The 12,877-nt window shown below is 71.8% G+C and carries 13 protein-coding genes and 1 riboswitch; of the genes, 7 read left to right on the forward strand and 6 right to left on the reverse strand.

What is annotated here, in order from left to right:
* The first annotated feature begins 303 nt into the window (after positions 1–303).
* Positions 304–507: a winged helix-turn-helix transcriptional regulator gene (locus ABD256_RS19470; RefSeq protein WP_344420340.1), complete on the forward strand. Its 204-nt coding sequence runs from the start codon at positions 304–306 to the stop codon at positions 505–507.
* A 238-nt stretch (positions 508–745) separates the two neighbouring features.
* On the opposite strand, the gene ABD256_RS19475 is transcribed toward ABD256_RS19470, so the two are convergent.
* Positions 746–994 carry a hypothetical protein gene (locus ABD256_RS19475; RefSeq protein ID WP_344420343.1) on the reverse strand — a complete coding sequence of 83 codons (249 nt, stop codon included), beginning with the start codon at positions 992–994 and terminating at the stop codon, positions 746–748.
* A 65-nt stretch (positions 995–1,059) separates the two neighbouring features.
* Entirely contained in the window at positions 1,060–1,350 is a 291-nt protein-coding gene (locus ABD256_RS19480) for a 4a-hydroxytetrahydrobiopterin dehydratase (protein WP_344420346.1), read from the reverse strand.
* Positions 1,351–1,384: 34 nt separating this feature from the next.
* Positions 1,385–1,495: riboswitch (TPP riboswitch) on the forward strand.
* Positions 1,496–1,519: 24 nt separating this feature from the next.
* On the opposite strand from ABD256_RS19480, the gene ABD256_RS19485 reads away from it, so the two are divergent.
* From ABD256_RS19485 to ABD256_RS19495, 3 genes are read left to right on the forward strand one after another with little or no spacing between them, the layout of a single operon-like run.
* On the forward strand, positions 1,520–2,566 hold the full coding sequence (locus tag ABD256_RS19485; protein WP_344420349.1) for a thiamine ABC transporter substrate-binding protein: 1,047 nt from the start codon (positions 1,520–1,522) through the stop codon (positions 2,564–2,566).
* Positions 2,542–4,164 carry an ABC transporter permease gene (locus ABD256_RS19490; RefSeq protein WP_344420352.1) on the forward strand — a complete coding sequence of 541 codons (1,623 nt, stop codon included), beginning with the start codon at positions 2,542–2,544 and terminating at the stop codon, positions 4,162–4,164. Before ABD256_RS19485 ends, ABD256_RS19490 begins: the two co-directional genes overlap by 25 nt.
* A complete protein-coding gene (locus tag ABD256_RS19495) occupies positions 4,164–5,186 on the forward strand; it encodes an ABC transporter ATP-binding protein (protein WP_344420355.1) in 1,023 nt (340 codons plus the stop codon). Before ABD256_RS19490 ends, ABD256_RS19495 begins: the two co-directional genes overlap by 1 nt.
* Before the next feature lie 48 nt (positions 5,187–5,234).
* On the opposite strand, the gene ABD256_RS19500 is transcribed toward ABD256_RS19495, so the two are convergent.
* From ABD256_RS19500 to ABD256_RS19515, 4 genes are all read right to left on the reverse strand, one after another.
* Positions 5,235–7,040, reverse strand: coding sequence for a glycoside hydrolase family 3 protein (locus ABD256_RS19500; RefSeq protein WP_425546472.1), 1,806 nt, complete (start codon positions 7,038–7,040; stop codon positions 5,235–5,237).
* Positions 7,041–7,283: 243 nt separating this feature from the next.
* Positions 7,284–8,162 (reverse strand): ABC transporter permease, encoded by an 879-nt coding sequence (locus ABD256_RS19505; protein ID WP_344420358.1) that lies wholly within the window; start codon positions 8,160–8,162, stop codon positions 7,284–7,286.
* Positions 8,159–9,148, reverse strand: coding sequence for an ABC transporter ATP-binding protein (locus ABD256_RS19510; RefSeq protein ID WP_425546473.1), 990 nt, complete (start codon positions 9,146–9,148; stop codon positions 8,159–8,161). Before ABD256_RS19510 ends, ABD256_RS19505 begins: the two co-directional genes overlap by 4 nt.
* Positions 9,145–10,233: a LolA family protein gene (locus ABD256_RS19515; protein ID WP_344420361.1), complete on the reverse strand. Its 1,089-nt coding sequence runs from the start codon at positions 10,231–10,233 to the stop codon at positions 9,145–9,147. The genes ABD256_RS19510 and ABD256_RS19515 overlap by 4 nt, the downstream gene beginning before the upstream one ends.
* Before the next feature lie 156 nt (positions 10,234–10,389).
* Between ABD256_RS19515 and ABD256_RS19520 the strand changes: the two genes are divergently transcribed.
* The 3 genes from ABD256_RS19520 to ABD256_RS19530 are packed head-to-tail and all read left to right on the forward strand — an operon-like array spanning position 10,390 to position 12,866.
* Positions 10,390–11,106, forward strand: coding sequence for a response regulator transcription factor (locus tag ABD256_RS19520; protein WP_344420364.1), 717 nt, complete (start codon positions 10,390–10,392; stop codon positions 11,104–11,106).
* Positions 11,103–12,452 carry a sensor histidine kinase gene (locus ABD256_RS19525; RefSeq protein ID WP_344420366.1) on the forward strand — a complete coding sequence of 450 codons (1,350 nt, stop codon included), beginning with the start codon at positions 11,103–11,105 and terminating at the stop codon, positions 12,450–12,452. Before ABD256_RS19520 ends, ABD256_RS19525 begins: the two co-directional genes overlap by 4 nt.
* Positions 12,453–12,467: 15 nt before the next feature.
* A complete protein-coding gene (locus ABD256_RS19530) occupies positions 12,468–12,866 on the forward strand; it encodes a (deoxy)nucleoside triphosphate pyrophosphohydrolase (protein WP_344420368.1) in 399 nt (132 codons plus the stop codon).
* Positions 12,867–12,877 lie beyond the last annotated feature (11 nt).

A 12,877-nucleotide genomic window follows, 5' to 3' on the forward strand; every position in this document is an offset into this window, starting at 1 on the left:
TCCGTTTGCGCGGGAAGTTGTCGTCGAGGCAGAATCGCCATCGCGGCAATGACTTGCTCGGCAAGTGTGAACCTGGTGAATGTCGCTGAAGAAGTCTTAGTTGGGTGATCATGGCGACATGTGACGAGTCCTCGGTTCAGCGGATCCGTGAAGAGCGAATCCGTGCATTGTCCGAACACGGGCGTGCGCGGTACGCCTCCCTGCTCCGGCGTCTGGCGCGCTCAGGGCAAAGCGGCAGCGAGCGCGTGGCTTGGGGCGGGTGAGGGAGCCTCTTCAGCCGGATATGTTCGCGCCCGAGTGTCCATGGAGCGGGACGAGATGGTGACGCGGACCGAGTACGACGAGGTGCCGCCCTGGGTCGAGTACGAGCTGACGGAGCCGGGGCGGACATTGCTGCCGCGGCTCGCGGCTTGCCGGGTGTGGGCGGCCGAGCATCTCGAGGAGCTGCGTGCGGCGCGCGAAGAGTATGAGCGCAAAGAGAAAGCGGCCTCACGCACGGGGGCGTGAAGCCGCTTCGCTGCGGGTGGTCAGCCCGCGATGCCGAGCACGATGACGCTGAGCAGCGTGATCGTGGTGGCCAGGAAGGTCACCCAGGCGCGCTGGGCGGAGGTCAGGGCTGGGGCAGTGGTGCTGTTCATGGCGATCCCAAGGGGCGTGACGGGTAGTTCCGCGTGTGGTAACGCTTCGATCACGGGTTTTGTTAACAGGTGTGCCCTAAATCACGCCGAGATCGGATAAGCAGTGCTCAACGCGGTTCGTGGTGCCGCTTGCGCGCGGTGAACCAGAGCACCGCGCCCGCCGCGGCGATCATCAGCACGAACGCGAACCCGCCGACTACGAGCGCCTGCGTGACGTCGCCCGACGCGGCCGCTGCTTCCTGTCCGTGCGTGGCCGCCGGGGCCTTGCCGGTGTCCGCGCTCGCGGGCACCGCCACGGTGAGCGTGACTGCCAGCGCAGCCAGTGCCGCGATCGCCCGGGTAAAGAACTTGATCATGTGCAACTCCTTCCTCCTGCAGGGACGCGCGAGACCCGCGATCATGTTGCCCGGGGCGACCAAGGTCACAGATTGTCGATGGCCTCGTCGATCTGCTGGGCGAGCGAGACGTCCTTGGCCGTGATGCCGCCGTCGGAATGGGTGCTGAGCCGGAACGTCAGCGTGCGCCAGCGGATGTCGATATCCGGGTGGTGGTCAACGCTTTCGGCGAGTTCGGCGACGCGGTTCACCACCGCGATCGCCGCCGGGAAGCCGTCGAGCTCCGCCGTCCGCACGAGCGAATCGCCGTCCCGCTGCCAGTCACTCAGCGTGGCGAGTGCTTCGGAAATCTGCGTGTTGTTCAGTAGGTCGGCCATAGCACTCCATGGTGCTACGCCGGCTAGTACGCTGCACGGTTGCCACGGGAGTCCGGTACGACCGGACTGAGAGGCGGGCACCGCACCGCGACCGTTCGCACCTGATCCGGATCATGCCGGTGGAGGGAGGCGTACCCAGCCTCCTGCCGGTCGAAGCGAGGAGGCCCCCATGGGAGTCAAGCGGCTGGCGACTGCGCTGGGCGCGATCGGGGTGCTGCTGGCGGGGTGTTCGCTCGGCGACGAGCAGGGCGCGCCGAAGGGCCCCGCCGTCGTCACACTGGCCACGCACGATTCGTGGGCGGTGCCGCAGGACGTCCTCGACGCCTTCGAGCGGCAGTCCGGTATCCGGATCCAGCCGATCAAGCAGGGTGACGCGGGCGCGCTGACGAACAAGCTGGTCCTCACGAAGGCCAGCCCGGTCGCCGACGCCGCGTACGGGGTGGACTCGACGTTCGCTTCGCGCGCGCTCGCCGAGGGCGTGTTCGCGACGTACACGAGCCCCGAGACGGACCGCGGCCCCCAGCGGTACGCCATCGACCCCGAGCACCGGCTCTCCGCGGTCGACGTCGGCGACGTGTGCGTGAACGTCGACACGGGCTACTTCGCGTCGAAGAACCTCCCGGTCCCCTCGACGCTGGACGATCTCGCCGACCCGAAGTACCGGGACCTGCTCGTGCTGGAGAACCCCGCGACCTCCTCGCCCGGCCTCGCGTTCCTGCTCTCCACGGTGTCGAAGTACGGCGAGACGGGCTGGCAGGACTACTGGAAGCGGCTCAAGGCCAACGGCATGAAGCCGGTCAGCGGCTGGGAAGAGGCCTACACGCAGGACTTCTCCGGTTCCTCCGGCAAGGGCCCGCGCCCGATCGTGGTCTCCTACGCCTCCTCGCCCGCCGCCGAGGTCGGCAACGACGGCAAGCCGCGCACGAAGGCGCTGCTCGACACCTGCTATCGCCAGGTCGAGTACGCCGGGGTGCTCACGAACGCGAAGCAGCCGGAGAAGGCGCAGAAGGTCGTCGACTTCCTGCTCTCCCAGCAGTTCCAGGCGACGGTCGCGGCGAACATGTACGTCTACCCGGCGCGCCAGGGCGTCGACCTGCCCGCGGGATGGGCCGAGACGGCGCCGCTCCCGTCGAAGCCCGCGTCGCTGCCCGGTGACCAGGTGCAGGCGGGGCGTGAACGGTGGATCGGCCAATGGCGCTCGCTCATCGAGTCCTGACCAGGCGCGGCACCGGGCTGGCCCTGCTGGCCGTGCTGCCGATCGGGTTCCTCGCCGTGCTCTTCGCGTGGCCGGTGGCCGCGATCGTCGGGCGCGGCTTCTCCGGCGGTGGCGTCGCGACGGCGCTGGCCGGCGGGGAAACCTGGCGCCTTGCCGCGTTCACGGTGGCGCAGGCCGCCGCGTCGACGCTGCTGGCCGTCCTGGCGGGCCTGCCGGTGGCGTTCCTGCTGGCGCGGGTGCGGCTGCCGGGGGTCGCGCTCGTCCGCACGCTCGTGCTGATCCCGTTCGTGCTGCCGACCGTGGTGGTGGGCCTGGCGTTCCGCGCGCTGTGGCCCGACGGCGGCGTGGTGCCGATCGTGCTGGCGAACGCGTTCTTCAACGTGGCGGTCGTCGCGCGCACGGTCGCGGGGCTGTGGACGCACCTCGACTCGCGCGCGGAGGCCGCGGCCCGCGCGCTCGGCGCGTCGCGGTCGCGTGCGTTCCGCGAGGTGACGCTGCCCGCGCTCGCACCCGCGATCGGATCGGCCGCGGCGGTGGTGTTCCTGTTCTGCGCCACCAGTTTCGGCGTCGTGCTGATCCTCGGCGGTGCGCGGTTCCGGACCCTGGAGACCGAGATCTACCTGCGGACCGTGGACCTGCTCGACCTGTCCGGGGCGGCCGCGCTGTCCCTCGTGCAGCTCGCCGCCGTCGTTGCCGCGCTGGTGGCGGGCGCGGTGGCGCGGCGACGCCGGGAGACCGCGCTCCGCCTCCGCGCGCGTGCCGAAACCGCCCGGCGGCCGGAAGGGCGCGAGTGGTGGGTCGTCGCGGCCGGGCTCGGGGTGGTGGCCTTGACGCTCACGCCGATCGTCGCGCTGCTCGTGAAGTCGGTGTCCACTCCGGACGGCTGGAGCCTCGACGGCTACCGCGCGCTGTCCGGGCACGGGTCGAGCGGCACGCTGGCGGTCTCGGGCTGGGACGCGGCGATCCGGTCGCTGCGCACCGCGACGGACGCCACGTTGCTCGCGATGGTGATCGGGGTGCTGGCCTCGGTGCTGCTCGTGTCGTTGCGCCGCTCGCCGGGCCGGCTCGCGCGCGGGGCGGGGGAGGTGATGGACGCCGCGCTGATGCTGCCGCTGGGGGTGTCCGCGGTGACGGTCGGCTTCGGCTACCTGGTGACGCTCGACGCGCTGCCGGGCGATCTGCGGACCTCGCCGCTGCTGGTGCCGCTCGCGCAGGCGCTGGTGATCATCCCGCTGGTGATCAGGATGGTGCTGCCGGTGCTCCGCTCGGTCGACGAGCGGCTCCGGCAGGCGGCCTCGACGCTCGGGGCGAGCCCGGCGCGGGTGTGGCGGGAGATCGACGTGCCGCTGACGGTGCGGGCGGTGGTGGCCGCGGCCGGGTTCGGGTACGTGGTGGCGCTGGGCGAATTCGGCGCGACGAGCTTCCTCGCGCGCCCGACCTCGCCCACGCTGCCGGTCGCGATCTCGTCGCTCATCTCCCGGCCTGGTGAGCTGAACAACCAGCTGGCCTACGCGGCGTGCGCGCTGCTCATGCTCGTCACCGTGGCCGTGGTAGCGGCGATCGACCGGCTCGGCACCGGCACCGTAGGGGAGTTCTGATGGCGTTGTCGGTGGAGGGCGTGAGCGTGCGCTACGGCTCGTTCGAGGCCGTGCGCGAAGTCGATCTCGACATCGCCGACGGCGAGGTGCTCGCGCTGCTCGGGCCGTCGGGATCGGGGAAGTCCACGCTGCTGCGGGCGATCGCCGGGCTCGAACCGGTGACCGGCGGGTCGGTCCGCTGGGACGGTGACGACCTCGCGCGCGTGCCGGTGCACCGCCGCGAGTTCGGCCTGGTCTTCCAGGACGGGCAGCTCTTCCCGCACCGGGACGTGCGCGGCAACATCGCGTTCGGGCTGCGGATGCACCGGGTGCCGAAGGACGAGCAGGCGCGGCGGGTCGGCGCGCTGCTCGACCTCGTCGGCCTCACCGGGTACGCGGGACGGCGCATCACCGAGCTGTCCGGTGGTGAGGCGCAGCGGGTCGCGCTGGCGCGAGCGCTCGCGCCGAAGCCGCGGTTGCTGCTCCTGGACGAGCCGCTGTCCAGTTTGGACGCGAGCCTGCGCGAACAGCTCGCGGTCGACCTCGCGGAGTTGTTGCGGGGAGCCAAGATCACCACGCTGGTCGTGACGCACGATCAGGAGGAGGCGTTCACGCTCGCGGATCGCGTCGCGGTGCTGGAGCGCGGGGAGGTGCGGCAAGCCGGCGCGGTGCCTTCGGTGTGGCGCGGCCCGGCGGACGACACGGTCGCGGCTTTCCTCGGTGTCACAACGTTTCTCGACGCGCAGGCCGCCGACGGCGTGGCCCGGTCCGCGCTGGGCCCGGTGGACGTGCCGGAAGCGCGCGACGGCGCGGTCCGGCTGGGGTTGCGGCCGACCGCGCTCCGGGTGGCTCCGGACGGGGTAGCGGGCGAGGTGGTGAGCCGGGTGCACCGGCGGGAGCACCTCCGCCTCGTGGTGCGGGTGCCCGCCTTGCAGTCCACAGTGGACACCGTGGACGCGGTGGCCCCGGTGAGCGCCGATCTCCGCGCGGGCGACCCGGTGCACCTCGTCCTGGACCCGGACGGCGTCGCGATCGTCGGCTGAAGGTGGCCTTCGGGGAGTTGTACGCCCCGAAGGCCACCTCCGGGACGGTTACCAGCCGAGGCCGTGCCCGAACGGGTAGAGGATCTTCCCGGGGTCGGTGCCCGAAGGCACGTCGACGGGGAGCTTCCCGGTCGGGGAAAGCTTGCCCCGCAACACCTTCGCCAGCGTCGCCATGCTCACGTCACGCCAGTCGTAGGTGGCCACCCAGGTCGGCAGGTCCGCGAAACCGGGGTCGTACGGCTCCTGGATGGACACCGCGACGACGGGTTTCCCGGTCGCCTGCAAGCCCTTCACCAGTGCCGCCTGTCCCGCGCTGGTGCGCAGGCCGTTGGTCAGCACGACCACGGTGTCCGCCTTCTTCGCGGCGGCCACCGCTTCGCCGACCTTCGCCGCGGCCGGATCGGCGCCGGTGGGCAGCGCGGTGCCGGAAAGCTGCTTGGCCAGCGAGGTGACCGGATCGGCGGGATAGCCGGGGAAGTCGGGCAGATCCCAGCCGGTGACCAGCACCTTGCCCGGCTTCTTCAGCGGCAGCAGGCCCGCGTCGTTGCGCAGCAGGGTGGTCGTCTTCGCGCTGATGCGCGCGATGGCGTCGCGGTGCTCGCGGGTACCGACGACGCAGGGCACTTCGCGCTCGTTGACCAGCGGCTTCGCCACGATGCCGCGCTTGACCTTGACCTTGAGGATGCGTGCCACGCTCTGGTCGATGCGCGCTTCGGTGAGCCTGCCGCTGTGCACCGCGTCCGACACGCCCTTGATCGCCACGCCGAGATCCGGCGGCAGCAGCATCTGGTCCACGCCCGCTTCCAGCGCGAGCACCGGGACCTCCGCGTCGGGGTACATCTTGCGGATCGCGTCCATCCGCAGCGCGTCGGTGACGACGAGGCCGTCGTAGTGCAGTTCGTTGCGCAGCAGGCCGGTCATGATCGGCTTCGACAGCGTCGCGGGCCTGCCGGACGGGTCGAGGCTGGGCACCGAGATGTGCGCGGTCATGATCGAGTCGGCCCCGGCGTCGAGCGCGGCCTTGAACGGGGGCAGGTCGATCCGCCGCCACTGCGCCTCGGTCCGGTTGATCACCGGCAGCCCGGTGTGGCTGTCCTCGGCGGCGTCGCCGTGGCCGGGGAAGTGCTTGGCCGCGGTCGAAACCGTCTCGGTCCGCTTGCCCGAGTTCTGGTAGCCGTCCACCTCGGCGGTGACCATGCCGCTCGCCAGCGCCGGGTCCGAGGAGAACGACCGCGAGCCGATCACCGGGTTGAGCGGGTTCGAGTTGACGTCGGCCACCGGCGCGAAGTTCTGGTTGACGCCCATCGCGCGCAGCTCGCGTGCGTTGACCGAGGCCAGCTTCCTGGCGTCGGCGGTGCTGCGGCCCGCGCCGACCGCCATGTTGCTCGGGTACTCGGTGGCGGGCGCGCTGATCCGGGTGGTCTGGCCGCCCTCCTGGTCGATGGACAGGATCAGCGGCAGGTGCGAGCCGGAGGACAGCGCCGCGCGCTGCAGGCCGTTGGACAGGTGCGCGAGCTGCGCGGGATCGTCGACGTTGTCGGTGTCGGCGCCGGGGTTGTTGAAGTAGATGACCCCGCCGACCTGGTAGCGCCGCACGACCTGCGCCGGGGTGTCGACGCCGTAGAGCTTGCGGTTGCCGGGGTGGGCCTCGTCGGCGGACTTGCCGTAGACCGTCGGCACGAAGAGCTGGCCGATCTTCTGCTCCAGCGTCATCCCGCGCAACGCCTGCGCGGAGAACGCGTCGTCGGCCGCGACGGCCGGGCTCGCGACGGCGATCCCCGACAGCGCGGCGAAACCGGCACAGGAAAGTGCGAGTGCTCTTCTGGAACGGGTGCTCGGATGCCTGGTGGGCACTTCGGATCCCCTCTCTGGTCTGGCGGTGCCGTAGTGGCGCGCCACAGCACGAGCCGATCCGAAATGGTCTAGTCCACGTCGGCTCGGCATCGCGAAGCTACTGACCAAAGCGCGGCCGGTCAATCCACCCCTATGCCATTCGGAGTAAGGGTTTCCCAGGTCCGGAGTGCCGTGATGGCCACCATGGCGGCACGGAACGCCGTCATGGTGGCCATCAGGGACTCCCCCTGCCGGAAGGAAGGATCAGCCGTCGCGGGTGGTGATGCGCGCGTAGGCCAGCGACAGCGCGATGGCGATGTAGCAGACCGCCCGCGCCGCGCCCTCGGTGAGCCCGCCGGAGGGGATCGGGTCCCGCAGGATGTCGGGGATCGCCTCCCACGACTTGTTCAGCAGGAACGGGTGCAGCCACGACACCGCGGAGAGCATGCTCAGCACCTGGAACACGATCGTGCCCGCCAGCACCGAGACCACCACGAGCATCGGGTGCTCGGTGCAGGTGGAGATCGCCAGCGCGACCGCGCCGACGGCCCACAGCTGCAGCACCACCCACGCCGCGGCCAGCCCGACCCGGCCGAGGGTGTCCCAAATGGACAGTGTGTCGCCGGAGAGGGTGAACATCGCGTTGGGGCCGTTGATGATCAGGCCGGTGACGAACCCGGTCACGGCCATCAGCGCGACCGCGGACACGGTGACGGTGGCGACGCCGAACGCCTTCACCGCGAGCAGCCGTCCCCTGCTCACCGGTGCCAGCAGCCAGCCGCGCAGGGTGCCGGTGGACGCCTCGCCCGCGATCGCGTCGGCGCCTGCCATCGCCGCGCACAGCGGCAGCAGCAGTTGCAGTGTCACCACGAGCGCGGCGATCGGCAGCACGAACGCGTTGCCCGCGGCCGCGCTGAGGATCCCGCCGCCCGGGCCGTCCTGTTCGGCGTTCGGGGCGTTCGAGTCGACGAGCGTCAGGCTCACGCCGAGCACGATCGGGATCAGCGCGAGCAGGCCGAGCACCACGAGCGTGCGCGGCCTGCGGAAGATCCAGCGCAGCTCGGCGCGGGCCAGCCGGACCGGCGAAACCCGGTTCGACGGCCGCAACTCGGTCGCGACGGGCGCGAGGGGCACGGTGGTCATCGCTCCTCCTCGATCTCTTCCTCGCCCTGGGTCAGCCGGGCGAAGAGGTCTTCGAGCCCGGTCCGCGCGCGCGAAGCCTCGTGTACCGCGACCTCGCCGCGCACGAGTGCCGCGATGGCCTCCGGCGCGGTGGTCGCCGCCAGGTCGACGCGCACGCCCTCGGGCGTGAGCCTGGCCGAGATCCGGTTGTCCCGCAGTACTTCGATCGCCCTGTCACCGTCCGGTGTGGACACCAGGAGGCCGGGGCTGCCGGATTCCAGCAGCTCGGAGAGCTCGCCCTGGGCGACCACGGATCCCGCGTTGAGCACCGCGACGTGCGTGCAGGTCGCTTCGACCTCCGCGAGCAGGTGGGAGGACACGAGCACGGTCACACCCTCGGCGTGCAGCTCACCGATGATCTTGCGGATCTCCCTGGTACCCGCGGGATCCAGCCCGTTCGTCGGCTCGTCGAGCACGATCATCCGCCGCGGCACGAGCAGTGCGCTGGCGAGCCCGAGCCGCTGCTTCATGCCGAGCGAGTACGCCCGGTACCGCCGGTGCGCGGCACCGGTCAGCCCGACGCGCTCCAGTGCCTCCTCCACCGCGGAGGGCACCGAGTTCGACGCCAGCCGCGGCTCCGCGGCGGCCATCCGGAACAGGTTCTCCCGCCCGGAAAGGAACGGGTGGAACCCCGGTCCCTCCACGAGCGCGCCCACGTCGGGAAGGGCTTCTCCCGCGCCCTCCGGCATCTTCTGCCCGAGCAGCTCGACCTCGCCCTCGGTCGGGCGCACGAGCCCGAGCAGCATCCTGATCGTGGTCGTCTTCCCCGAGCCGTTCGGCCCGAGCATGCCCAGCACGGCCCCCGAAGGCACGTCCAGGTCGACCTGGTCCACCGCGACCGTGCCGCGGTAGACCTTGCGCAGTCCCCGAGTCCGCGCGGCTGGGGTGGGGACGGGCGTGCCCGCGCCTTCCGGCGCGGACACGCCCGCCTCGACCGAAACGGTCACTTCGTCCCCAGTGCCTCGACGAGCACCTGCTCGGGCACGAAACCGGCGGCGACCCTGCCGTCGTCGGTCAGCAGGGCGGTGCCGACCTTGGTGGTCACCACGTGGCCGGTGCCGAACGCACCGCTCACCGGCTTGCTCACCCGGTCCAGGATCGCCTTCGGGTCGACGTTCCGGCCGTGCTCGCCCGCCTTGCCCTTGCCCATGTCCGACAGCGCGTCCGCGGGAAGCTGCCCGACGAGCACGGTGTCCCAGCCGGTGCCGACGGTCTTCAGGTTCTGCTGGATCTCGGCCTTCGCCTTGTCCTTGTCCCGCTGGTCGATCTTCGGCTGCTGCTCGGTCACCTTGGCGCCCGCGGGCGGGGTGAACTCGAACAGGTTCGCGGCCTGCGGCGTGAACGACACGTCGGTGAAGCCGACCTGCAGCGCCGGGTCCGGCGAGCCGTTGGACAGCACCGAAAGCTCCAGCGGCAGCCGCTTCTCGGCGTCGACCGCGACGCGGACCTCGCGCAGCAGCGTGCGTTCCGTCGGCTTCGGCGTGAGCACCAGCTCGTAGGCGGCGCGGCCCGCGACGTTCGCGGTGCCCTCGACGCTGACCGTGCTGCTTTCCCGCACCGCGCCGAGCACCTTGGAGGCGATGGCGGCCGGGTCGGCGGCCTGGCCGCCGGCCTCCGGCGCGTGCTTGCCGTCCGCGCCGGCGGGCAGGGTCGTCTTCGTCGCGGTGTTGCTGCCGGAGTTGTAGGTCCACACGGTGCTGCCGTTGTGGACCACGGTCTGCTCGCCGGCGCCCTTCTGCGTCGTGATCTTGCTGTGGCCCTGCCCGTCGGTGAACACGCGTGCCGAGTCGGCGGTGAGCGCGCCGGTCCCCGGCAGCCCGACCGGCAGGCCAAGGTTGTTGGTCAGCTTGACCGAGCCGTTCAACGCCGGCGGCGGCGTGGTGATCACCGACTGCACGAGCTCCTCCGCGCTGACGGCGGGCAGCTCGGGGGCTTCACCCGCGTCGGCGGGCATCGCGATGATCGCGAGCCCGGCGACGCCTGCCGCGGTCCCCACCGCCGCGGCGGCGAGCGCCTTCTTCTTCGGATTCATGCTGTTTCTCCCTGTGGTCGTTGAGCCCGATTGTGCTCGTTTCCCGACACTCAGGCTTCCCTCCCGAGGCTGAGATCGTACTGAGACGGCTTCGTACGCTGAGAGAACGCTGAAAGCCTGCGGGCGTGACCACGCAGGACAGGGCATGCTGAACCCGTGAATCCTCGGGTACTGGTGGTCGACGACGAGCCTGGCGTCCGCAAGGCGCTGCAGCGCGGCCTTCGCGCGGAGGGCATGGACGTGGTGACGGCCTCGGACGGGCCGAGCGCGCTGCGGCTCGGGCAGACCGGCGCGTTCGACGTGCTGCTGCTCGACATCATGCTGCCCGGCCTCTCCGGCTACCGGGTGCTGCAGCAGCTCCGCGCCGAGGGCGTCCGCACGCCGGTGCTGATGATCTCGGCGAAGGACGGCGAGGTCGACCAGGCCGACGGCCTCGACCTCGGCGCGGACGGCTACCTGGTGAAGCCGTTCTCCTTCGTGGTGCTGGTGGCGCAGGTGCGCGCGGTGCTGCGCCGCGCCGCGAACGACGGGGTGCGCGGCTCGCTGCGGGTCGGCGAGCTGGAGGTGGACCGCGCGGTCAAGCAGGTGCACTGGCGCGGCGAGCCGGTCGCGTTCAGCCCGCGCGAGTTCGCGTTGCTCGAGGTGCTGGTGGGACGCGCGGGCACGGTGGTGACGAAGGACGAGCTGCTGCGCGCGGTGTGGGGCGACGAGCAGGCCGCGACGCGCAACGTCGTCGAGGTCTACGTCGGGTACGTGCGGCGCAAGCTGGACGCCGCCGGTGCGGGCGCGCTGGTGCGGACCGTGCGCGGGCACGGGTACGTGGCGTCCGATCCGAACCTGGACGAGGTCATGAGCCCGGCCGGTCCTGCGTGACACGGGCGCCGCGGTGGTGGCTGCGGCGGTCGTTGCGGTTCCGGATCACCGCGATGGCCGGTGCGGTGACGCTGGTGTTCCTGCTCGCCCTCGCCCTGCTCGCGGGCAAGGGACTGAGCCCGCTGCTGGTCAGATCCGTCGACGGCGAGCTGCGGGGCGCGCTGTCGTCCGCGTCGGCGATGGTCGCCGAAGGGAAACCGATCCAGGCGCGTTCCGGGGTCACGATCAGGGTGCTCGACACCGCGGGCGCACCGGTGGACGGGCTGCCGCCGCCGGGGCTCCGCCACGACGAGGTGCGCGTGCTGAAGGCGGGCACGCCGGTCAAGACCGACGAAGGCGCCGCCGAAGGGGCGAAGTGGCGCTGGCTCGGGTCCGTGGTGACCGCGCCGGACGGCTCGCAGCGGCTCGTGGTGGCCGGGGCGGGCCTGGTCGGGTTCGCCTCCGCGGCGGCGGGCGGCTCGCACTGGCTGCTGTGGGTCGCCTCCGTCGGCGCGCTGCTCGCCGCGACGGCGACCTGGCTGGTGGTGCGGTCGGCGCTGCGGCCGGTCGGCCGGATGCGGCGGGCCGTGCAGGGGCTGCCGCACGGTGAGCGGCTCGACCTGCCGGAGGCGCACGACGAACTGCGTGCGCTCGCGGCCGAGTTCAACGGCCTGCTTTCGCGCCAGGAGGACGTGAGCGAGCGGTTGCGCCGGTTCACCGGCGACGCCGCGCACGAACTCCGCTCGCCGGTCGCGTCGATCCGCGTGCAGGCCGAGGTGGCCGTGGCCAACCCGGACCCGGAGCTGGCGCAGGAGACGCTCGCCGACATCCTCGCCGAGTCCGAACGGCTTTCGGCCCTGCTCGACGGCTTGCTGACGCTGGCGAGATCGGATGCGGGCGAGGTGCCGCCCGCCGAGCCGGTGGAACTGGTCACCGAGGCGCGCGCGGCGATCGCGCGGCTGCCGCCGGGCTCGCCCTCCGCGCGGGTCAGCGGCGTCGCGGGCAGGTCGTGGGCGCACGCCGCACCGGCCGAGGTCGAGCTGATCCTGAACAACCTGCTGCGCAACGCCTGCCGGTACGCCCGCGCGCAGATCGTGGTGTCGGTGCTGGCGTCGAAGGCGACCGTGCGGGTCGTGGTCGACGACGACGGCCCCGGTATCGCGCCGGAGCACCGCGACCTGGTGTTCGACCGGTTCTACCGGGTCGCCGACGATCGCGCGCGGACCTCGGGCGGCACCGGGCTCGGCCTGGCGATGGTCTCCGAAGCGGTGCGGCGGCGCGGCGGGCACGTCACGGTCGGCGAGTCCCCGGAGGGCGGCGCGCGGTTCGTGGTGGTGTGGCGGAAGGCCACCGGCGAACCCGGCTGACGTAACGTCACCGCCGTGAAATCGGGTGTGGTGGTGGGCGCCGCGATCGTGCGCGCCGGGAAACTGCTCGCGCAGCAACGGGCCTGGCCAGCCGACGCGGACGGCAAATGGGAGCTGCCCGGCGGCAGGGTCGAGGCAGGTGAGTCCGATGTGGACGGACTGGCTCGTGAATGCGCCGAGGAACTGGGCGTCGCGGTGACCGTCGGCGCGCGGGTGGGCGCCGACGTCGACCTGCCGGGCGGGAAGGTGCTGCGCATCTACGCCGCCGGACTCGCCGATGACGGGGAAGAGCCGCGCGCGGTCGAACACCGCGCGCTGCGCTGGCTCGACGTGTCCGAACTGGACGGTCTCGACTGGCTTCCCGCGGACCGGATCCTGCTGCCCGATCTCCGCGCGCTGCTGACGGGCCGCTGAGGGCGCGTTAC

Origin of the sequence: Amycolatopsis minnesotensis, from assembly GCF_039529815.1 — a bacterium.
In the GTDB taxonomy this organism is placed as follows: Bacteria; Actinomycetota; Actinomycetes; order Mycobacteriales; family Pseudonocardiaceae; genus Amycolatopsis; species Amycolatopsis minnesotensis.